The sequence below is a fragment of the Pseudomonas sp. G11-1 genome, assembly GCF_024031555.1.
Taxonomy (GTDB): domain Bacteria; phylum Pseudomonadota; class Gammaproteobacteria; order Pseudomonadales; family Pseudomonadaceae; genus Halopseudomonas; species Halopseudomonas bauzanensis.
In genome coordinates this window covers 1-20,990 of sequence record NZ_QEYQ01000005.1, presented here as the reverse complement: position 1 = coordinate 20,990, position 20,990 = coordinate 1, and the positions used below count along the sequence as shown (strand labels likewise).

Genomic DNA, 20,990 nt, shown 5'->3' with positions numbered 1-20,990 from the left:
ATCAGTATTTGCCCGGACAGTACCTGAATCGATAGTTACAAACCAGCAGCAAGTATCGATTACAAATGGCCTTTTATCAATAAGTCTGCAACAGCAAGCGCGTTGAGTGCGACACCTTTTCGAAGATTATCAGACACAAGCCACATACTGACGCTGACCGGGTCCAGGGAATCCTGGCGCAGCCGGCCAACCCATACCTGATCCGTGCCAGTCGCATCGGCAACCGGTGTGGGATACCCCCCGGCACTGGGCCGGTCCAGCAACTTGACGCCAGGCGCCTTGCGCAGCAGCGTGGCGGCGCGCTTGGCAGGCAGGGCATCCCGGGTACGGACCTGCATGACCTGGGCACTACCAAAGAAGGTCGGCACCAGCACGCAGGTGGCCGACACCGGCAGCTGCGGCAACTGCAGAATGCGCCGGATATCCTCCGCCAGCCGCACCTCGGCAGTACTGCTACCGCTCTCATCCAGCTCACCGATCCGCGGAATCAGATTGAAGGCTGCCTGCTTGTCGAATGCGCCCTTCTCTGGCGGCTGCCCATTGAGCAGGCGGCCGGTCTGCAGCGCCAGGGCTTCGACCTCTTCACCGCCGACGGTCGACATCGACTGATAAGTGGCCACGGTGACTGATTGCAAGCCAGCTTCAGCCACCAAAGGCTGCAGTGCTATCAGCGTCTGGACCACTTGCGCATCGGGACAGGACACCACACCGCGCGCCCGGACACCCTCCAGCGCCTGAGGATTGACCTCGGCGACCACCAACGGCACATCGGCTTCACCACGAAAGGCGCCACAACCGTCGACGACCAGGCAGCCGGCTTTCACGGCCCGCTCAGCCCAGCCGGTGGCCAGCTCCGCATCAGCGAACAGCACGACCGCCACCTGGGTGAAGTCGAATCGCTCCAGCACCTCTACCCGCTGGCTCTGCCCTTTGAGCATGGGCCGGCCACCGGCACGGTCTTCGGTGTCCAGCAGGTGAATGCGGCCGAAGGCAAATTCATGCTCGTCCAGTACATTCAGCAGGGTTTCGCCTGCCAGCCCGCTCATACCCACTATCGCAACATCACCGGTCTTGCTCATATAAGGAAATTCTCACTGAATCCTGAAAACACAAAGGGCACCCCCGCCTGGCGGGGGTGCCCCGATTACTTGCCTGATCCGGCGCGACTCAACCCTCGAGCAGGATCCGCAGCATGCGGCGCAGCGGCTCGGCTGCGCCCCACAGCAGTTGGTCGCCGACGGTGAAGGCAGACAGGTACTGCGAACCCATATTGAGCTTACGCAGACGACCTACCGGCACCTTCAGTGTGCCGGTTACGGCAGTCGGGGTGAGATCACGGATGCTGGCTTCCTTCTCGTTCGGCACCACCTTGGACCAGGGATTGTGCGCATCGAGCATGGCTTCGATATCCGCCAGCGGCACATCCTTGTTCAGCTTGATGGTCAGCGCCTGGCTGTGGCAGCGCATGGCGCCAATGCGCACACAAATGCCGTCTACCGGGATCGGGCGACCGCTGCGACCGATGATCTTGTTGGTCTCGGCCTGGGCCTTCCACTCTTCACGGCTCTGGCCATTGGGCAGCTGCTTGTCGATCCAGGGGATCAGGCTGCCGGCCAGCGGCACACCGAAATTCTCTGTCGGGAAACCATCATCACGCAAGGTCGCTGCGACCTGACGATCGATGTCCAGAATGGCACTGGCCGGATCGGCCAGCTGATCAGTTACCGAGCCGTTGATCACGCCCATCTGGTTGATCAGTTCGCGCATGTTCTGTGCACCGGCGCCACTGGCTGCCTGATAGGTCATGGCGGTCATCCATTCGACCAGACCGTTCTCGAACAGGCCACCCAGGCCCATCAGCATCAGGCTGACGGTGCAGTTGCCGCCGACGAAGGTCTTCATGCCGTCACGCACGGCCTGATCGATGTTCCGACGGTTGACCGGGTCCAGCACGATGACCGCTTCATCTTCCATGCGCAGGGCGGAGGCAGCATCGATCCAATAGCCCTTCCAGCCTTCGGCACGCAGCTTGGGATAGACGGCACTGGTGTAATCGCCACCCTGGCAGGTGATGATGATGTCCATCGGCTTGAGGGCTTCGATGTCGTAAGCATCCTTCAGCTCGGGAATGGCCTTGCCAATATCCGGACCGGTGCCACCAACGTTGGAGGTGGTGAAAAATACCGGATCAATGGAAGCAAAGTCATTCTCTTCACGCATACGCTGCATGAGCACAGAACCCACCATGCCCCGCCAGCCGATCAAACCAACTTGTTTCATAACTGCAGACCCCCATGGGGTGAAATTCACGACGACTGCACCCGGCCAGCGCCGGGTACAAATTAAGCAATGCGACAGGTTACAGGTTTTTCAGCGCCGCGACCACGGCGTCACCCATTTCCCGGGTGCCAACCTGACGGCAACCAGCCGCCATGATGTCGCCGGTGCGCAGGCCCTGGTCCAGCACCTGACTGACGGCTTGCTCGATGGCATCGGCAGCTGCGGCTTCAGCGAAGCTGTAGCGCAGCATCATGGACACCGAGAGGATGGTCGCCAGCGGGTTGGCAATGCCTTGCCCTGCGATATCCGGCGCGCTGCCATGGCAGGGCTCGTACATGCCTTTGTTCTGCGCATTCAACGACGCCGATGGCAGCATGCCGATAGAACCGGTGAGCATGGAAGCCTGATCCGACAGAATGTCACCGAACATGTTGTCGGTAACGATCACGTCGAACTGCTTGGGTGCACGGACCAGCTGCATCGCGGCGTTGTCGACATACATGTGCGACAGCTCGACATCCGGATAGTCCTTCGCCACCTCTTCCACCACTTCGCGCCACAGCTGACTGGATGCCAGCACGTTGGCCTTGTCCACCGAGCACAGCTTCTTGCCGCGTAGACGGGCCATATCGAAGCCGACGGTGGCGATGCGGCGGATCTCGCTTTCGCTGTAGGGCAAGGTGTCATAGGCCTGACGCTCGCCATTGTCCAACACCCGACGCTCGCGGGGCTGACCGAAGTAGATGCCGCCGGTCAGTTCGCGGACGATAAGAATGTCCAGCCCCGATACTACCTCGGGCTTGAGCGTGGAGGCCTCGGCCAGCTGCGGATACAGCAAGGCCGGGCGCAGGTTACCGAACAACTCCAGCTGCGAACGGATCTTCAGCAGTCCGCGCTCGGGGCGCAAGGCCGGGTCGATGGTATCCCACTTGGGACCGCCAACTGCGCCGAGCAGGATCGCATCGGCCTGCCGCGCGCGCTCCAGTGTCTCATCCGCCAGCGGTGTGCCGTAACGGTCATAGGCCGCGCCACCCAGATCGTCATAGCTCAGCTCGACGCCCAGGCCATATTTTTCGCTGGCCACGTCCAGCACCTTGACCGCTTCGGCAACGATTTCAGGACCAATTCCATCGCCCGGCAGAACCAGAATCTTCTTTGACATATTTCACTAAGCCTTTGTTCTTTAAGCTGAAATCTTCAATTTATTTGATGGCATCAAACAGCCACGGCTGCGCCTGGCGATGCTTTTCTTCAAATGCGCGGATCGCATCAGCGTCCTGCAGGGTCAACCCGATATCATCCAGGCCATTGAGCAAACAGTGCTTGCGAAACGCATCGATCTCGAAGCTGTAGCTCTTGCCGTCCGGACGGGTCACCGTCTGCGCCTGCAGGTCCACGGTCAGCTGATAGCCCTCTTCCGCTTCGGCCTGCTTGAACAGATCATCAATATCCTCTTCATTTAAAACAATAGGTAACAAGCCATTCTTGAAGCTATTGTTGAAGAATATATCGGCAAAGCTGGATGCCAGTACGGCACGAAAGCCATATTCATCCAGGGCCCATGGCGCGTGTTCGCGGCTGGAACCACAACCAAAGTTCTCCCGTGCCAGCAACACGCTGGCACCTTGATAGCGGGGCTGGTTCAAAACAAAATCCGGGTTCAGCGGACGGCTGGTATGGTCCTGGCCCGGGTAGCCCTCATCAAGGTAGCGCCACTCGTCGAACAGATTGGGGCCGAAGCCGGTTCGCTTGATCGACTTGAGAAACTGCTTGGGAATGATCTGGTCGGTGTCCACGTTGGCCCGATCCAGCGGCGCTACCAAGCCGGTATGTTTGGTAAAGGCTCTCATGCGCTTGCCTCCTCTGTGAGCATGTCACGCACATCAACGAAATGGCCGGCGATCGCCGCCGCAGCCGCCATGGCCGGGCTGACCAGATGGGTGCGCCCGCCATTGCCCTGCCGCCCTTCGAAGTTGCGATTGGATGTCGAGGCGCAGTGCTCGCCGGGCTGCAGGCGGTCGGGGTTCATGGCCAGACACATGGAACAACCCGGATCGCGCCATTCGAAGCCGGCGGCCTTAAAGATCACATCCAGGCCTTCGCGCTCGGCCTGTTCCTTGACCAGGCCCGAGCCGGGCACAACCATCGCCTGCTTGACGGTGTTGGCGACCCTGCGGCCTTTGGCGACCACCGCGGCCGCACGCAGATCCTCGATCCGCGAGTTGGTGCAGGAGCCGATGAACACCCGATCCAGCTTGATCGAAGTGATCGGCTGATCGGCCTCCAGGCCCATGTACTGCAATGCACGCTGATAACCACTGCGCTTGACCGCGTCGGTTTCCCGGGCCGGATTCGGCACCTTGGCATCGATTGCCACGACCATCTCGGGAGATGTGCCCCAGGACACCTGCGGCTTGATCTGCGCGGCGTCCAGCTCGACCACGGTGTCAAACACCGCATCGGCGTCGGATACCAGATCCTGCCAGGCTGCCACGGCCTTGTCCCAGTCCCCGCCCTTGGGCGCATAGGGGCGATCCTTGACGTACGCCACGGTCTTCTCGTCGCAGGCGACCAGACCAACGCGGGCACCGGCTTCGATGGCCATGTTGCACACCGTCATGCGCCCTTCCATTGACAGGCCGCGGATAGCGGACCCGGCAAATTCGATGGCGTGACCGTTACCACCAGCGGTGCCGATCTTGCCGATCACCGCCAGCACGATGTCTTTGGCGGTTACGCCAAAGCCCAACTCACCGTCGACCTGGACCAGCATGTTCTTCATCTTCTTGGCGACCAGACACTGGGTAGCCAGCACATGCTCGACCTCAGACGTGCCGATACCGTGAGCCAGAGCGCCGAAGGCACCATGGGTGGCGGTGTGGGAGTCGCCGCAGACGATGGTCATGCCCGGCAGAGTCGCGCCCTGCTCCGGCCCCACCACATGCACGATGCCCTGGCGGCGATCAGTCATCTGGAACTCCAGGATGCCGAAGTCCTTGCAGTTATCGTCGAGGGTGGTGACCTGCAGCTTGGATACCAGATCATCGATACCAGCCACTCCGGCTGCACGGTTGATCGTGGGCACGTTATGATCCGGCGTCGCCAGGTTGGCGTCGATGCGCCAAGGCTTGCGGTCAGCCAGGCGCAGACCTTCAAAGGCCTGTGGCGAGGTCACTTCATGCAACAGATGGCGATCGATATACAACAGGGCCGAACCATCGTCCCTTTGCTTGACCAGATGGCTATCCCAAAGCTTGTCGTAGAGCGTCTTGGCGGACATGCTTATCTCCTGAATCGGCTGAGGTCTGCCGGTCCCTGAACATCCGGCCGACAGTTTTGAATACAAAGCGATAGTAAGAGCTGGTAATCAATAAAACAAATTCATTATATTCATGCATTGGATAACCATTAGGAATCCACATGGACATTGCCAACTTCACCGCTTTTCTCGCTGTAGCTGCCACCGGCTCCTTTTCCCGCGCCGCGGAACAGCTGCATCTGACCCAGCCAGCCATCAGCAAACGCATCGCCGCTTTGGAGCAACAGCTCGGCGCGCGCCTGTTCGACCGCATCGGCAAGCACGTCGGGCTGACCGAGGCCGGTCGCGCCCTGCAGCCCCGCGCCGAGCTCATCATCAATACTCTCAACGACACCCGCCGGGCTCTCGGCAACCTATCGGCCAATATCCAGGGCCGGCTCAGACTGGCTACCAGTCATCATATCGGACTGCATCGGTTACCCCCGCTGCTGCGCCGCTTCACCAAGGCTTATCCGGGTGTGGTGCTGGATATCGAGTTTCTCGACTCCGAAATTGCCTATGAGAAAGTCCTGCATGGCGAGATCGAGCTAGCAGTGATCACCCTGGCCCCGGCGGTCGAGCCACCGATCATTGCCACCCGAATCTGGCACGACCAGCTGGAATTCGTGGTAGCGCCGGAGCATCCCCTGGCCGGTAAAGACGAAGTCCAGCTACAGCAGCTGGCCAGTTATCCGGCGGTGTTTCCCGGGGTCAATACCTTTACCCACCGCGTAGTCGGCCAGCTGTTCGAGCGCCACGGCATCACTCCACAGGTCAGCATGAGCACCAACTATATGGAGACCATCAAGATGATGGTCTCCATCGGCTTGGCCTGGAGCGTACTGCCACGCACCATGATCGACTCCCAGGTCCGCGCGCTACAGGTACCGAACGCTGGCCTGGTCCGCGAGCTGGGCTGCATTCATCACAACGGCAGAACCCTTTCCAATGCCGGCCGGGCGCTGATCGAACTACTGCACCAGCATAGCGATAACAGCGGCCCGCTTTGAACTTGTGGCAAACCTGGCAGTCTCAGCCGGTAAGAGGTGCGGATACCCGCAATAGATCAACGCAGTGCACAGGGAAATCACCATGAACAAATCAATGTTGTCAGGCATCGTCATCGGCGCAATCGTCGCTACCGCTGGTGGTGCCATCGCCGGCTACAACGCATTGTCCGACAAGACGCCGACCCACGCGCAAGTCCTCAATGTGGTCGAGATCAAGGAAAACGAACGCACTCCGCGTGAGGTTTGCCAGCAGGTCGCCGTAACCCGTCAGAAACCAGTTCAGGATCAGCATCAGGTATTGGGTAGTGTGGCCGGCGCCGTGATCGGCGGCGTGCTGGGCAACCAGGTCGGCGGCGGTACCGGCAAGAAAATCGCCACCGTTGCCGGGGCGGCCGCTGGCGGTTATGCCGGTAACAAGACCCAGGAGCGCATCCAGCAGGGTAATACCTACACCACTACTGAGCAGCGCTGCGAAACCGTCTACGACAATCATGAAAAGGTTGTCGGCTATCAGGTGGACTACAGCATCGGTGACAAGAATGGCACCGTGCGCATGGATCGCCACCCCGGCGACACCATCCCCCTGCAGGACGGCCAACTGGTCCTGGCAGGTCAGTAATACCAACCGGCCCGGGCTCCCTGCCCGGGTCGGTCTTGCTAGCTCGACTCCTCCTGACACAGTTCCAGCCACCGGCGCATCCCCGCGCTGATGAACTTGTTGCGATGACGCACGAAGTACAGCCCCCGCTTGAAATCCCGATGCGGTACCGGTAAGGGCACCAGTGTACCCCGACGAAACGCGTCACCCAGGGTAATGGCCGACAGGCATCCCACCCCCAACCCCGCTTCCACTGCCCGCTTGATGGCTTCGGTATGCTGCAGTTCCAGTTTGATGTTGAGTTGGGGTAACAGGCCGTGCAGAGCCCACTCGAAGTTCTGCCGGGTACCCGACCCCTGCTCGCGGACGATCCACTCCGCCTGCATCAGATCCTCATCGGTCAGCCAGGGTTTGCCGGCCAGCTCATGATCCGGGGCGCAGAACACCACCAGCTCATCTTCCTGCCAGTAAAGCATCTTGAGGTCCGGATGCCGGGTCTCGCCTTCGATCATCCCCAGGTCCAGTTCGAAGTTGACCAGTTTGCGCACGATGCTCGACGTGTTGGCCACCTCCAGCTCTACCCGCGCGCCAGGCTGCTCCAGCATGTAGCGGGTCATGATGCCCACGGCGATATAGTTGCCAACGCTCATGGTTGCACCAACCCGCAGATGACCAATCTCCTCATGCCCAGCCAGCGCCGCCTCCAGCCCGTTGGCTTGCTCCAGCAACGCCTGGGCCCGAGGCCGGATGCTGCGCCCCAGCTCATTCAGCTGCAGCCGCTTGCCGACTCGGTCGAATAACTGCACCTCGAACTGGCTCTCAAGATCTCGCAGAGCACTGCTCGCCGCCGACTGGGACATCGCCAGGCTGTCTGCGGCGCGGGTCAGGTTTTCATGGAAGGCCGTGGCGAGAAAAACTTCCAGTTGCCGGAGGGTATACTTCATTATCGGTTTTCCCGGATAGGCAAATTAAAATAAGTCATTTAACCGGTAGATTAGCTGGACGGTAGAATGGCTGCAATTCGAAACCATCCCAAGCGGAGAACCACCTGGATGTCCAAATTCAGAACCGAACGTGTCCTCAGTGTCCACCACTGGACCGATACCCTGTTCAGCTTCAAGACTACCCGTGATCCGGGTCTGCGCTTCAAGAACGGTCATTTCATCATGATTGGCCTTGAAGTCGACAGTCGTCCGCTGATGCGCGCCTACAGTATCGCCAGCCCGAACTACGAAGACACCATGGAGTTCTACAGCATCAAGGTACCGGATGGCCCGCTGACCTCGCGCCTGCAGCATATCAAGGAAGGCGACAACATCATCGTCAGCAGCAAGCCCACCGGCACCCTGGTTCTGGACAACGTGCTGTCCGGCCGTAACCTGTACCTGCTCAGTACCGGTACCGGCCTCGCGCCCTTCATCAGCATCATCCAGGACCCGGAAACCTACGAGCGCTTCGACAAGGTCATCCTCACCCACGGTTGCCGCTGGGTACGCGAACTGGCCTATCAGAAGCTGATCACCGAGGATCTGCCGGATCATGAGTACTTCGGCGAGCAGGTGCGCGAGCAACTGATCTACTACCCGACCGTGACCCGCGAGCCCTACCGCAATGAAGGCCGCCTGTCCGACCTGATGAGCAACGGCAAACTGTTCGAGGATATCGGCCTGCCCAAGCCGAACCTGGAAGACGACCGTTTCATGCTGTGCGGCAGCCCGGCCATGCTCAAGGACCTGACCGCCATCCTGGATGACTGGGGCTTCGAGGAATCCCGCCAGGGTATTCAGGGCCACTACGCCATCGAGCGGGCCTTCGTCGAGAAGTAAGCCTCTGCATTACCGGCGCCCGGACTTGCGATACCGGGCGCCTGCTTATCTCCCCCCACTGTTGCCGCCCTATTCCCGATAGATCATCTGCCGGGTCATGCCGCCGTCGGCAACGATATTCTGGCCGGTAATGAACGCCGCTGCCGGGCTCAACAGAAACGCCGCCAGTTCGCCCATATCCTCCGGCTGCCCTACCCGACCGACCGCATGCTGCTCATGATCCACCTGACGCAGCGGGTCAGTGGCCTGCAATGATTTCGGGCGGGTATCGATCCAGCCGGGGCTGACCGCATTGACGCGGATATCCGGGCCGAGACTCACCGCCAGCGCATGGGTCAAGGCCACCAGGCCGCCCTTGCTCGCCGCATAGGCTTCGGTATGGGGTTCGGATTGCAACGCTCGGGTCGAGGCGATATTAACGATGGCACCACCACTCTCGCGCAGCAGGCCGATACACTGCCGGGAGACCAGAAAGGCGCCGGTGAGGTTGACCGACAACAGGCGATTCCAGGCCTCCAGCGTCAACTGCTCCAGGGGTCCGTTATCCGGATCAGCCAGACCCGCGTTATTGACTACGCCGTCGAGCCGCCCGAAGTCTTCCTCGATCTGCTCGACCACCGCCTGCACACTGGCCTCGTCTGCCACATCCAGCGGCACGAACTCCACCGTTCCCAGCCGCGCCAGCTCCTCTGCAGCGGCCAGCCCTTCAGTTTCATCCACATCACCCAGCACCACCGCCCAGCCGGCGCGCAGCAGACTGGCGGCAATACCTTTGCCAATCCCCCGCGCCGCGCCAGTTACCAGCGCCACTCGCACGCCTGACTGTTCATTCATGGGCGTCGCGGCCCCTTGCGCCACCATAGAGCCCAGCCTGCCAGCGGCACGAGGGCCACCAGAGCGATCCAGCCGGTTTTATGGCTGCGTGATTCGGTGCTCTGCGCAATACTGCTGATAGCCGACAGCGCCAACAACAGCAGTGCCAGACCGCCCATCACGACAATGAAATTGGTATTCATCCCGCCACCTCCTGTTCCGCCCCACTATAGACCATCAGCTGGCCCGACCCGGCATCCAACGCAGCAGCAACAACGCCGCCAGCGTCGCCGCCACGCTGGCCAGTGCGAAGGTCCAGCCGGCGCCCAGGGCATTCCAGCTGTAACCGGAATACAGCGCACCAAGAGCCCCGCCGCAACCGGACAGCGTGGCATACAGTGCCTGGCCCTGCCCTTGATAACGTTCGGCAAAGCTGCGCTGGACGAAGTGCACCGCCACCACATGGAAGCAGCCAAAGGTCGCTGCATGCATTATCTGGGCGAGCGCCAGCAATACGAGGCTGTCCGCCCAAAACCCCAACAGCAGCCAACGCAGCGCCGCCAGAATAAAACTGCCGATCAGCAGCTGCTTGAGTGAAAAACGGGCCAGTATCACGCTCATCACCATGAACAGGATGATCTCCGCAACCACCCCCAGCGCCCACATTGCCCCGATCAATACCCGGTCGTAACCCAGCGCTTCCAGATGCAGTGTCAGGAAGGTGTAGTACGGCCCGTGGGACAATTGCATCAGCCCGGCGCTGAAAAAGAACACCAGCACCCCGGGCCGCCATAATTGCCGCAGAAAACCATCACCCGGCAAGGCGGAGCGGGTCGCAGCCACCGGGGCTGGCGGCACCAGCAGGCTACAGCAGAAGATCGCCAGCATGATACTGAGCATGGCCTGGGGATAGATTGCCGGACTGAACCTGTCCAGCAACAGCCCCAGGACCACCACCGTGACGATGAAGCCGACCGAGCCCCACAGCCGGATTCGACTGTAGCGTGCCGATTGTTCACCCAGATGGCCAAACGTAATGGTTTCGAACTGCGGCAGGACCGCATGCCAGAAGAAACTGTGCAGGGCCATGATCAACGCCAGCCACAGATAATCCTGACGCCAAAGGATGCCGGTGAAAGTCAACGCGGTAAGCAAGGCACCCAGCCGCACGATCAACAGCCGCTGCCCGCTGCGATCACCCAACCAGCCCCACAGCACCGGAGCGAAACAACGCATCAACATGGGAATGGCCACCAGCTCACCGATCCGCGCCGCGGAAAAGCCCAGATGATGGAAGTACAGTGACAGGAAGGGAGCTACTCCGCCGAGCAGGGCGAAGTAGCAGAAATAGAAGCCGGACAGACGCCAGTAGGGCAACATCTCAGCGATGTCGAAGCGTTTACGTCGGCGTGCCCATCAGAGCTGTCCCAGCACCGGCGTATCGACCCGCACATCACCATTTTGCGCCCGATGACGCAGCAGGTGGTCCATCAACACCAAGGCCATCATGGCCTCCGCGATGGGCGTCGCACGGATGCCGACACAGGGGTCGTGACGACCCTTGGTGATCACCTCAACCGGGTTGCCATGCACATCGATGGAGCGGCCCGGGGTGGTGATGCTGGAGGTCGGCTTGAGCGCCAGATGAGCGATGATCGGCTGGCCGGAAGAAATGCCGCCCAACACGCCGCCGGCGTTGTTGCTCAAAAAACCCTCGGGAGTGAGTTCATCCCGGTGCTCGGTGCCGCGCTGGCTGACCGAGCCGAAACCGGCGCCGATCTCCACCCCCTTGACCGCATTGATGTTCATCAGCGCATAGGCAAGCTCCGCATCCAGGCGGTCGAAGACCGGCTCGCCCAAGCCCGGCGGCACGCCTTCGGCAATCACGGTGATCTTGGCACCGACCGAATCCTGATCCCGGCGCAGCTGGTCCATGTAGGCTTCCAGCTCCGGCACCTTGTCCGGATCGGGGCTGAAGAAGGCATTCTGGCCGACCGCCTCCCAGTTCTTGAACGGAATCTCGATCGGCCCCAGCTGGCTCATGTAGCCGCGCACGGTAATGCCCTGGCTGGCCAGGTATTTGCGCGCAATCGCGCCCGCAGCCACGCGCATCGCGGTTTCCCGCGCGGAGGAGCGTCCACCGCCGCGATAATCGCGCTCACCGTATTTGTGGTGATAGGTATAGTCCGCATGGGCTGGGCGAAACAGATCCTTGATCGCCGAGTAATCCTTGGACTTCTGATCGGTATTGCGGATCAGCAAGCCAATCGGGCACCCGGTAGTGCGCCCCTCGAACACCCCGGAGAGGATCTCGACCTCATCCGGCTCCTGGCGCTGGGTAGTATGCCGACTGGTGCCAGGCTTGCGCCGATCCAGGTCCGCCTGCAGATCAGCAGCACTCAGCTCCAGCCCCGGCGGGCACCCATCAACAATGGCAACCAGCGCCGGGCCATGGCTTTCGCCAGCAGTGGTGACGGTGAACAGGGTGCCAAGGGTATTTCCGGCCATGCGTGCCATCCATTTCCAGATCAGAGAAAGGCAGGCAGTATAACGCTCGGCCGGCACGGGTGACAGCCTGAGATGGCGGCGGTAGTCTTGTCGGCCCGACCTTCTTGAGCCAAACCGACCGATGCAAGCATTGCTGGAGCTTTTGCTGCCCGCGGCCCTGCCGCCGCTGACCAGTGCCGCGCTGGTGGCCGTTTCCGCCCTCACCTCGGCCATCACCGCCTCACTGGGCATCGGCGGCGGCGTGTTGTTGCTGGCGATCATGGCCATCGTCATGCCCCCAGCCGCGATCATTCCGGTGCATGGCATGGTCCAGCTGGGCTCCAACCTCAGCCGGGCGAGCATGACGCTACGCCATATCAATCTGCGGTTGATTCTCTGGTTCGCCCCCGGTGTTCTGCTCGGCGCCTGGCTGGGCAGCCTGTTTCTGGTCGACCTGCCATTGGCGCTGGTACAGATCTGCATCGCCGGGTTCATTCTGCTGCTGTGCTGGGGGCCGCCCATTCCGGCGGTGGCTACCGGCCCAGTGGGCACCTTGCTGGCCGCCGGACTGACCACTTTCGTCAGTCTGTTCGTCGGTGCTACCGGGCCGCTGGTTGCCGCTTTCGTCAAGCAACAACAGAAAGGCGAGCGCTTTTCCACCGTGGCTACATTCGCCACCGCAATGTGTTTACAACATGCCCCCAAGGCGGTGATCTACGGCGCCGCGGGCTTCGTGTTCGCCGAGTGGCTGGGCTTGATTCTGCTGATGATCGCTGCCGGTGCGGCGGGCACATGGGCCGGCCTGCGCCTGCTCCGGCGGTTGACCGACAGCCGCTTCACGCTGCTCTTCAATGCCCTGCTGACGCTTCTGGCGCTGCGCCTGATCTGGCAGGCCATCAGCGGATAGTCACACTGCATGTCACATTCAAGAACAATGGCAATCCGCCGATAACGGAATATGCAGGCAGGAATCACACCCATGAATGAAGATCTGACCCACCCCGAGGCTCCCGAGTCGCCTCCCGTGCGCGATCCCTTCGCCCATGCACGGCCCTCGGAATACTATTGGATCCAGCTCAAGCCGGTATTCAAGGGCAGGCTGATGCTGCACGGCGAACGCCTGGCGCAGATCGCCGTGACCCGCGAGCGGGTTGCCCAACTCGAACTGCTGCGCCTGCAGATCCGGATCGAAGACGAAACCGTGCCGCCGGATACCAATTTCATGGAAGTGCTGATCGACCACCGCCACCACCGGGTTCGTTTCGGGCCGCTGTCGGGCCTGCGCATCTTCCCGCCCCAGCGGGGGTTGGCCGGATTCATGCTCGCCCAGTTGATCGACTGGTGCCAACGCCACTGCGCCGACTATGCGGTGACACCCATCGTGCTCCATGCCAGTGAAGTGCCCAGCGAGGAGACTCGGCAAATGCGCGAGCGGCTGCTCAAGCGGGCGGGCTTTCATCTGACCTGGAGCAATGACGCCCGCACCGAAGGCAAGGCCCAGGCCAACCGGGTCAGCGACCTGGTTGCCAGTTGGAATGTCGAGCGGGTTCAGCAACTGCACATCGCCGACACCCTGCGTCAACTGCGCGAACAGGAAACCCTGAACCGCCAGCAACAGGCCCAGCTCACCTCGCTGCAGGCGACCCTTGATGAGTACAAGCGCAACGATATCGGCCATCGTTTCGCCATCGGCTGTCTTATCGTGTTTTCCATCTTCCAGGCATTGATGCTGCTCTGGGTGGTCCTGCGCTGATCGGAACCGGCGACGCTATCTGATAGACTGCCGGCCTGTTCAATGAGCCGAACCAAGCCGCAACCATGACCCAGGATAACGATGATGCGGATGGCCTGGAGCTGTTCCGCCAGGCCATCCGGGGCGCCCGCCCCATCACTACCGACCGCGCCGACACCGGCAAGCCGCGCAGCGACCGCGCCCAGCTCCGGGCGCTGCGCCAGCGCGCTGTGCAGCCACAGCAGCAGACCCGAGTGGATGGGCTGTCCGATCATTTCGTGATTGATGTCGCGCCCGAGGAAGAACTCGCCTGGACCGCCAATGGTGTGCAGGAAAGCCAACTGCGCAAGCTGAAGAGCGGACAGATTCCCTTTGATGGCAGTATCGATCTGCATGGCATGACCGTGGAGAAGGCCCGCGAGCTGCTGTGGGAGTTTCTCGCCGAGGCCACCCAGCTGGAAGTGCGCTGCGTGCGCGTCACCCACGGCAAGGCCCAACGCAAGGACGGCCGCACCCCGATCCTCAAGAGCCACGTCAACACCTGGCTACGCCAGCACCCGAAAGTGCTCGGCTTCACCTCCTGCATCCCGCGTCACGGCGGCACCGGGTCGGTGTATGTACTACTGAAGCGAGAAATGCTCGAAGGCCGCGACGACTGATTTCGCAGAGCACGGCGGGAGCGGCCTTGCCCGCGAAGCCTTCCTTCCACCGCCTTCGCGGGCAAGCCCGCTCCTACAAGTGGTTTTCCGCGAGCGGCGCTATAAAGACCGTCCGTCCTGCAGATAGCCGATCACCGCCTCCCGATCTCCGGCAAACACGATCCGCTCTTCCTTGGCTTCACGTTGATAGGCATACATCGGGTCGTAGTAATCGCGTAGCAACCCTTCGATCCAGCCACGGTGGCCTTGAACATCATCGTTGCGTTGCTGCTGCTCCAGCGCTTGGCGCATCAGCTGATCCAGCGCCTGGAAATGCTCCGGCCCCAGGCGCTTGCGGATGCGCAGCAGACTCCCCAGCAGGTACGCGGCAAACGCCTCGAAGGCCTGCTCCGGGCTCTGCGGATACTGCAGGGCAAATTCGGCCCGCATATCGATGACATAGTCGCCGAGAATGCGCCTCACCCGATTCTCCAGGCTATCATCCAGCCAGATCAGCGGCGCGGTCTGCATGACGCGGAACAACTCCAATGGCACCGAACAGCTGCCGACCATGCGGCCCTCGTCTTCCAGCACCAGAGTGCGTGCGCCCCGCTCGCGCACCTGCAACGCTTCGATCGCCAGGCGGTTCTCGAAGTCGATCTGCACTGGCTGGGGCGTGGCATGACGGCCGAAACTGGAGCCGCGATGATGGGCATGGCGCTCCAGATCAAGGCTGTTGTCGAGCGCTGTAATGATTTCGGTCTTGCCGGTACCGGTCAGGCCCGCCACCAGTTGCAGCGGGCAATCGCGCACCGCCTCATCCAGCGTATCGATGAGAAACCGGCGCATGGCCTTGTAGCCGCCGATCACCCGCGGATATTCAACCCCTGCCTCGGCCAGCCACTGCTGTACCAACTGCGAGCGCAACCCGCCACGAAAGCAGTACAGATAGCCATTGGGATTGGCCTCGGCAAAGGCTTTCCAACTGGCGATACGAGCCGCCTTGAGATCGCCCTTGACCAGCTTGTGGCCCAGCGCGATAGCCGCGTCCTGCCCATGCTCCTTGTAGCAGATGCCCACCCGGCGGCGTTCTTCGTCATCCATCAGCGGACGATTGAGCACACCGGGAAACGCCCCCTTGCCGAACTCGATCGGCGCACGCACATCCATCATCGGCACGTCGGTCAGAAACAGGCTGCGGTAATCATCGCTATTATCCCGCATCAGACAACCTCGACCCAGTGACCACCGCGGTGCTCCAGCAGTTCACCGATCGGTTGCAGGTTCAGCCCTTCCTCCCGGGCAACGGCCAGGAACGCCTCATCGACCGCAGGATCGACCGCGACCAGCAATCCGCCGCTGGTCTGCGGATCGCATAGCAGGTGACGCCACTGCTCCGGCATGTCTGCCAGCTTGTGACCATAGCTGGCGAAGTTGCGCCCGGTACCACCAGGTATGCAACCGGCAGCAAGATAATGCTCAACGCCGGCAATCCGCGGCACGGCGGACTCGGTAACGCGCGCCAGTACACCCGAGCCTTCGGCCATTTCCGCCAGATGGCCGAGCAGACCGAAGCCGGTGACATCAGTCATCGCCTGCACGCCGTCCAGCTGCGCGAAGCGCGCACCGATACGGTTGAGCTGGCACATCAGATCGCGGGCCACGCCGATATCTTCCTCACGCAACTTTTTCTGTTTTTCAGCAGTGGTGAGAATGCCGATACCCAGCGGCTTGGTCAGATATAACCGGGCGCCAGCACGGGCGGTGTCATTGCGTTTGAGTTGCTGGCGGGTGACCTGGCCGGTCACCGCCAGACCAAAGATCGGCTCGGGCGCATCAATGGAATGGCCGCCGGCCAGGGGCATGCCGGCGTCGGCACAGACGGCGCGGGCACCGGCCATGACCTGGGCAGCCACCGCGGCCGGCAACACATTCACCGGCCAGCCGAGAATGGCGATGGCCATCAAGGGTGTACCGCCCATAGCGTAGATATCACTGATGGCATTGGTCGCAGCGATACGTCCGAAGTCGTAGGCGTCATCGACAATCGGCATGAAGAAGTCGGTAGTGCTGACGATACCGCGCTCGTCATCGAGACCGAATACCGCAGCATCATCACGACTGCTGTTGCCCACCCAGAGCTGCGAATACGCAGGTGCCGGCTGGTTGCTGGCGAGGATTTCATCCAGCACCTTGGGAGAAATCTTGCAACCGCAGCCAGCCCCATGGCTGTATTCGGTCAAGCGCACTGTATCGGTCATGACTGCCTCCGCTGAAAACTCAGCGCGCATTCTACCAGCCCTCCAGCCAACTCGCTGGTCAAACCGGCGGCTTGCCCTGCTCGAACCGATCAAGCGTATCGCTGGCAATCATCCGGCCAAGCTCGATCAGTTCCGGTGCGCGCTGGAACTCAAAGAACTTGCACAGCCGTTTGGGCACGTCGAAGATCACATCCGGCGGATAGCCAGCGATCTTGTACTTGGTCAGCGAGGCCTGCATGGTTTCGAAGGACAGGTTGACCAGCTCCAGCATGCTGGCCGGCCCTATCGGGATGTCCGCGCGCACCGGCTTGGTCTCATCCTTCTGACGGTTTGCCGCCACCTCAGCGTCGCTCGGCTCCTCGCTGATATCCAGCGTGCCCTGCCGCTCACCCTCCTCCTCTTCACTGTTCCAGTGCAGCAGATTGCGCAGGCTCAATGAGTCCATCCACTGCTCCAACTGCTGCCGTATCGGTGCCGGCCGCTCGATGACCGGCAAGGTATAGCCATTGGTGTGGTTGGCATTGAGGTTGACCGCCATGATCAGATCGCAATGGGCGGAGACCACCGGGATGATCGGCAGCGGGTTCAGCAACCCGCCATCCACCAGCACGCGGCTGCCCTGGCGCACCGGCGAGAACAAACTGGGAATGGCCGCCGAGGCGCGCATGGCCTGCTGCAGACTACCTTGCTGAAACCACACTTCCTGCTGGTTGGTCAGGTCGGTGGCCACGGCCGTGAAAGGAATGCGGAGTTCCTCGATATTCAGATCACCGACGATTTCATGAATCCGGGAGAAGATCCGCTCGCCGCGGATAGCACCCAGATTGCCGAAGCCAAAGTCCAGCAACCGCAGCACATCAAGATAGGCCAGCCCGGACACCCACTCACGGTACGCCTGGAGCCCACCGGCAGCATAGACGCCACCGATCACCGCCCCCATTGAACAGCCAGCGATACACTCGATCGAGTATCCACGCCGCTCGACTTCCTCGATGACACCAATATGGGCATACCCTCTGGCACCCCCACTACCAAGCACCAGCGCAACGCTTTGTGCCATATTTCATCATCTCCGTATTGAATCCCGATTGACGCCGGAGCGCTGTCTCAGCATGATGCCCCGCTCAGGAACCATTCTCTGTTACAAGGCCAGCCGTGATCCAGCCTCGCACCCGTTTCCGCTTGAAGATTGTTGCCGCCCTGCTCGTCGCTGCTGTCGGCTTGACCACCCTTGGCCATTGGATACTGCACACTGCCGAAGCGCAGCGCAGCGGCACATTACGCCTGAAAGGGCTCCAACAGGAAGTGTCGGTTTATTTCGATGCCTGGGGTGTGCCACACATCGATGCGCAGAATGATGAGGACGCCTACCGCGCCCTCGGCTATCTGCACGCCCAGGACCGCCTGTTCCAGATGGACATCCTGCGGCGTATCGGCGGCGGGCGCCTGTCCGAGCTGTTTGGCCAGGAGAGTTACGCCACCGACAGGTTCTTCCGCACTTTGGGTATCAGTCGTCATGCTCGTCAATATGCCGCGCAGCTGGAGGAGAATGCCGATCAACCCCATGTGCAACTGATCAAGGCTTACCAGGACGGCATCAACCAATATATCGACCAGGGCCGCACTCCTGTGGAATACCGGGCGCTGCTGACGCAGCCGGATTATTTCTCCACAGCGGACATCGCCCATGTCATGGGTTACATGGCTTATTCGCTCGCCGAAGCCTTCCGCACCGATGCCCTGGTGGATCACGTCCGCGGCACGCTCGGCGAGCGCCATGTTCAGGACCTGGTACCGGGTGCGCCCCAGGGATTGCCGCCGCGCCCCTCCGGCAACCCGCTGACCGTCGAGCTGCTCCAGCCGCTGCTTGACCAGGTCGCGCAGGTACAGCAGCAATTGCCGGCCGGGCAGTTTCAGGGCAGTAACGCCTGGGCAGTCCGAGGCGCCCTGAGCGCCAGCGGCCGCCCCCTGCTGGCCAACGATCCGCATATCGGCTTTGCCGTGCCGGCAGTGTGGTACGAAGCGCATATCCGCACACCGCAACATGAGGTCTATGGCCACTTTCTCGCCGGCCTGCCTTTTCCTCTGCTGGGCCAGACCCGTCAGCATGCCTGGGGCCTGACCATGCTGATGAACGACGAAATCGATTTCTACCGCGAGCGGCTGAATCCGGACAACCCGAATCAGGTGCGGGTCGGTGATCGCTGGCAGAACCTGACCGTGCATGAAGAAGTCATCAAGGTCCGTGGCCAGGAAGATCGCCTGGTGCGCCTGCGCAGCTCGCGTCACGGCCCCATCATCAATGATCATCTTGCCACCACGACGGACGAGAGCAGTACGCCGCCTCAGCCGGTCAGTCTATTCTGGACTTTCCTGACCCCCGGCAGCGATTCCACCGAAGCTTTCTATCGCTACTCCCGCGCCACCAATATGGCTGAGTTCGAGGCCGCTGCCGCGTTGCACTGGTCGCCGGGGCTGAATGTCATCTATGCCGATGTCGACGACAACATCGCCATGTGGGCGACCGGCCGCCTGAAACGCTGGCCCAACAGCAACAACAGCTTCAGCCTGCTCGATGGCAGCAATCGCCGTGATGACTTCCTCGGCTATCAGCCCTTCAGCGCCAACCCCAGATTGATCAACCCCGCGTCCGGCTTCATCTACAGCGCCAACAACCCCTATCCGGAAAGCAGTGTGCGCCGTATCCTGCCGGGTTATTACGCACCCGCGGAACGGGCCGAGCGTCTGGCTGAATTGCTGAAAAGCCGGGACAAGCTCGACTTTTCCGTTTTCAAGGCCATGCAGCTGGACAGCCAGCGGCCCCATGCTGTGGCCATGGTTCAGGACGCCCTGCCATTATTTGACGGCGAGTTGCTGGAGCAGAATCTGCGCCCCACAGCCGAGCAGGCCAAGCAGATTCTGACTGACTGGGATGGCCGCTTTACGCCGGACAGCGTCGGCGCCGTGCTGTTTCAGCGCTGGGAAGACAATCTGATGGAAGCACTGTTCGCCGATGAACTGGGCGACCACTACCTGCACTTCCGCGACACCTTCATGGCCCGAAAAACCCTCGCCAGCCTGTACTGGAAACCCGCATCGCCCTGGTGGGACAACCGTCAGCAGCCAATCATGGACGGCCGCCAGTCCGCCATCGAACAAGCCTGGATCCGCACCATCGAAGGGCTGACGGAACAGCTAGGCATGGAACCCGAGGAGTGGACCTGGGGCACCGTCGCCAGCCTGCAGCACAAGCATCCGCTGGCAGACAAGATTCCCTTTGCCGGGCGACTCAACAGCGCTCGGGTAGAGGTCACCGGTACTGATGGCAGCATGAACAACATGGCTTTCAAGCGCGGCGGCGATCATTACGACGTGGAGGCAGGCCCCTCGACCCGCCGACTGATCGACCTCGGCAACCTCGAGTCGGCATTGGGCATCAACCCTCTCGGCCAATCCGGCAACCCCTTCGATCCCCATTACAACGACCAGGCGCAGCTATTCGCCCAGGGTAACTATCGCGCCCACCTGTTCGACTGGCTGGGTATTCGCGCCCTGCCCGACCGGCTCGTCTTGCGTCCTCGGGGTAAGTAAAGCGACTCGAAGATGAGGCCGGAACAGCTCTGTTCCGGCCCTGGCACCACGGTTTTGCCAACTGACTCACAACCCTGCTTACCCAAGGAAGCCTGGCCGGCCCCGGTCTGATATAACGGCGGCTTTGTTCGTCAGACAAGGGAATACAGGATGTTCGCCCCGGCCAATACCGCGCACTTCAGCCTCGCCATTCCGTACCTGGAACACGACTTCAAGGTGCTGGCCTTCCAGGGCACCGAAGCCATCAGCCAGCCTTATTGCTTCGAACTGGACCTGGTCAGCGAACGGCCGGACCTGGATATCGAAGGGTTATTACATCAGCCGGCATATCTCAGTTACGCCGGGCCGGACCAGGGCGTGCACGGCCTGATCCACAGCGTCGCCCAGGGCGAATCCGGCAAACGCCTGACCCGCTATCGCATCACCCTGGTCCCCCGGCTGGCCTATCTGCAGCAC

21 protein-coding genes are annotated in these 20,990 nt (G+C 61.4%); 8 read left to right on the top strand and 13 right to left on the bottom strand.

What is annotated here, in order from left to right; translation table 11 throughout:
* Positions 1 to 59 precede the first annotated feature (59 nt).
* The 5 genes from DHB74_RS13990 to leuC form a co-directional block, all read right to left on the bottom strand.
* Positions 60 to 1,079 carry an aspartate-semialdehyde dehydrogenase gene (locus DHB74_RS13990; RefSeq protein ID WP_036989590.1) on the bottom strand — a complete coding sequence of 340 codons (1,020 nt, stop codon included), beginning with the start codon at positions 1,077 to 1,079 and terminating at the stop codon, positions 60 to 62.
* A gap of 88 nt (positions 1,080 to 1,167) precedes the next feature.
* On the bottom strand, positions 1,168 to 2,280 hold the full coding sequence (asd, locus tag DHB74_RS13985) for an aspartate-semialdehyde dehydrogenase (protein WP_036989589.1): 1,113 nt from the start codon (positions 2,278 to 2,280) through the stop codon (positions 1,168 to 1,170).
* Positions 2,281 to 2,359: 79 nt separating this feature from the next.
* Positions 2,360 to 3,442, bottom strand: coding sequence for a 3-isopropylmalate dehydrogenase (gene leuB, locus DHB74_RS13980; protein WP_280164211.1), 1,083 nt, complete (start codon positions 3,440 to 3,442; stop codon positions 2,360 to 2,362).
* A 40-nt stretch (positions 3,443 to 3,482) separates the two neighbouring features.
* A complete protein-coding gene (gene leuD / locus DHB74_RS13975) occupies positions 3,483 to 4,130 on the bottom strand; it encodes a 3-isopropylmalate dehydratase small subunit (RefSeq protein ID WP_074778456.1) in 648 nt (215 codons plus the stop codon).
* Positions 4,127 to 5,560 (bottom strand): 3-isopropylmalate dehydratase large subunit, encoded by a 1,434-nt coding sequence (gene leuC / locus DHB74_RS13970; RefSeq protein WP_074778454.1) that lies wholly within the window; start codon positions 5,558 to 5,560, stop codon positions 4,127 to 4,129. The genes leuD and leuC overlap by 4 nt, the downstream gene beginning before the upstream one ends.
* A gap of 140 nt (positions 5,561 to 5,700) precedes the next feature.
* On the opposite strand from leuC, the gene DHB74_RS13965 reads away from it, so the two are divergent.
* Positions 5,701 to 6,588 carry a LysR family transcriptional regulator gene (locus DHB74_RS13965; protein WP_499161751.1) on the top strand — a complete coding sequence of 296 codons (888 nt, stop codon included), beginning with the start codon at positions 5,701 to 5,703 and terminating at the stop codon, positions 6,586 to 6,588.
* A gap of 82 nt (positions 6,589 to 6,670) precedes the next feature.
* On the top strand, positions 6,671 to 7,207 hold the full coding sequence (locus DHB74_RS13960; RefSeq protein WP_036989583.1) for a glycine zipper 2TM domain-containing protein: 537 nt from the start codon (positions 6,671 to 6,673) through the stop codon (positions 7,205 to 7,207).
* Between the two features lie 38 nt (positions 7,208 to 7,245).
* Here DHB74_RS13960 and DHB74_RS13955 read toward each other — a convergent pair whose 3' ends face one another.
* Positions 7,246 to 8,130: a LysR family transcriptional regulator gene (locus DHB74_RS13955; protein ID WP_499161750.1), complete on the bottom strand. Its 885-nt coding sequence runs from the start codon at positions 8,128 to 8,130 to the stop codon at positions 7,246 to 7,248.
* Between the two features lie 108 nt (positions 8,131 to 8,238).
* Here DHB74_RS13955 and DHB74_RS13950 point away from each other — a divergent pair, with 108 nt between their 5' ends.
* Complete coding sequence (locus tag DHB74_RS13950) at positions 8,239 to 9,012, top strand: ferredoxin--NADP reductase (protein ID WP_036989580.1); 774 nt, start codon at positions 8,239 to 8,241, stop codon at positions 9,010 to 9,012.
* 69 nt (positions 9,013 to 9,081) lie between these two features.
* On the opposite strand, the gene DHB74_RS13945 is transcribed toward DHB74_RS13950, so the two are convergent.
* Genes DHB74_RS13945 through aroC form a run of 4 tightly spaced genes read right to left on the bottom strand, consistent with a single transcriptional unit; the run spans position 9,082 to position 12,333 of the window.
* Positions 9,082 to 9,846 carry an SDR family oxidoreductase gene (locus DHB74_RS13945; RefSeq protein WP_074778450.1) on the bottom strand — a complete coding sequence of 255 codons (765 nt, stop codon included), beginning with the start codon at positions 9,844 to 9,846 and terminating at the stop codon, positions 9,082 to 9,084.
* On the bottom strand, positions 9,843 to 10,028 hold the full coding sequence (locus DHB74_RS13940; RefSeq protein ID WP_074778448.1) for a PLDc N-terminal domain-containing protein: 186 nt from the start codon (positions 10,026 to 10,028) through the stop codon (positions 9,843 to 9,845). Before DHB74_RS13940 ends, DHB74_RS13945 begins: the two co-directional genes overlap by 4 nt.
* Before the next feature lie 34 nt (positions 10,029 to 10,062).
* Positions 10,063 to 11,214 (bottom strand): MFS transporter, encoded by a 1,152-nt coding sequence (locus DHB74_RS13935; protein ID WP_499161814.1) that lies wholly within the window; start codon positions 11,212 to 11,214, stop codon positions 10,063 to 10,065.
* Between the two features lie 27 nt (positions 11,215 to 11,241).
* Positions 11,242 to 12,333: a chorismate synthase gene (gene aroC, locus DHB74_RS13930; RefSeq protein ID WP_036990286.1), complete on the bottom strand. Its 1,092-nt coding sequence runs from the start codon at positions 12,331 to 12,333 to the stop codon at positions 11,242 to 11,244.
* A gap of 121 nt (positions 12,334 to 12,454) precedes the next feature.
* Here aroC and DHB74_RS13925 point away from each other — a divergent pair, with 121 nt between their 5' ends.
* The 3 genes from DHB74_RS13925 to DHB74_RS13915 all read left to right on the top strand — a co-directional run bounded on the left by DHB74_RS13925 (position 12,455) and on the right by DHB74_RS13915 (position 14,703).
* Entirely contained in the window at positions 12,455 to 13,219 is a 765-nt protein-coding gene (locus DHB74_RS13925; RefSeq protein ID WP_036989575.1) for a TSUP family transporter, read from the top strand.
* Positions 13,220 to 13,291: 72 nt separating this feature from the next.
* Positions 13,292 to 14,065, top strand: a complete 774-nt coding sequence (locus DHB74_RS13920; protein WP_074778442.1) for a hypothetical protein — start codon at positions 13,292 to 13,294, stop codon at positions 14,063 to 14,065.
* 65 nt (positions 14,066 to 14,130) lie between these two features.
* Positions 14,131 to 14,703 carry a Smr/MutS family protein gene (locus DHB74_RS13915; protein ID WP_499161749.1) on the top strand — a complete coding sequence of 191 codons (573 nt, stop codon included), beginning with the start codon at positions 14,131 to 14,133 and terminating at the stop codon, positions 14,701 to 14,703.
* A 99-nt stretch (positions 14,704 to 14,802) separates the two neighbouring features.
* On the opposite strand, the gene mnmH is transcribed toward DHB74_RS13915, so the two are convergent.
* From mnmH to DHB74_RS13900, 3 genes are read right to left on the bottom strand one after another with little or no spacing between them, the layout of a single operon-like run.
* Positions 14,803 to 15,906 (bottom strand): tRNA 2-selenouridine(34) synthase MnmH, encoded by a 1,104-nt coding sequence (mnmH, locus tag DHB74_RS13910; RefSeq protein WP_499161748.1) that lies wholly within the window; start codon positions 15,904 to 15,906, stop codon positions 14,803 to 14,805.
* Positions 15,906 to 16,943, bottom strand: a complete 1,038-nt coding sequence (selD, locus tag DHB74_RS13905; protein ID WP_499161747.1) for a selenide, water dikinase SelD — start codon at positions 16,941 to 16,943, stop codon at positions 15,906 to 15,908. The genes mnmH and selD overlap by 1 nt, the downstream gene beginning before the upstream one ends.
* A gap of 58 nt (positions 16,944 to 17,001) precedes the next feature.
* Positions 17,002 to 18,003 (bottom strand): patatin-like phospholipase family protein, encoded by a 1,002-nt coding sequence (locus tag DHB74_RS13900; protein WP_280164217.1) that lies wholly within the window; start codon positions 18,001 to 18,003, stop codon positions 17,002 to 17,004.
* Positions 18,004 to 18,098: 95 nt separating this feature from the next.
* On the opposite strand from DHB74_RS13900, the gene DHB74_RS13895 reads away from it, so the two are divergent.
* Together DHB74_RS13895 and DHB74_RS13890 are read left to right on the top strand one after the other, a co-directional pair.
* Entirely contained in the window at positions 18,099 to 20,534 is a 2,436-nt protein-coding gene (locus DHB74_RS13895; protein ID WP_499161746.1) for a penicillin acylase family protein, read from the top strand.
* 150 nt (positions 20,535 to 20,684) lie between these two features.
* A partial coding sequence (locus tag DHB74_RS13890; RefSeq protein ID WP_499161745.1) for a contractile injection system protein, VgrG/Pvc8 family occupies positions 20,685 to 20,990 on the top strand: 306 nt, incomplete at its 3' end.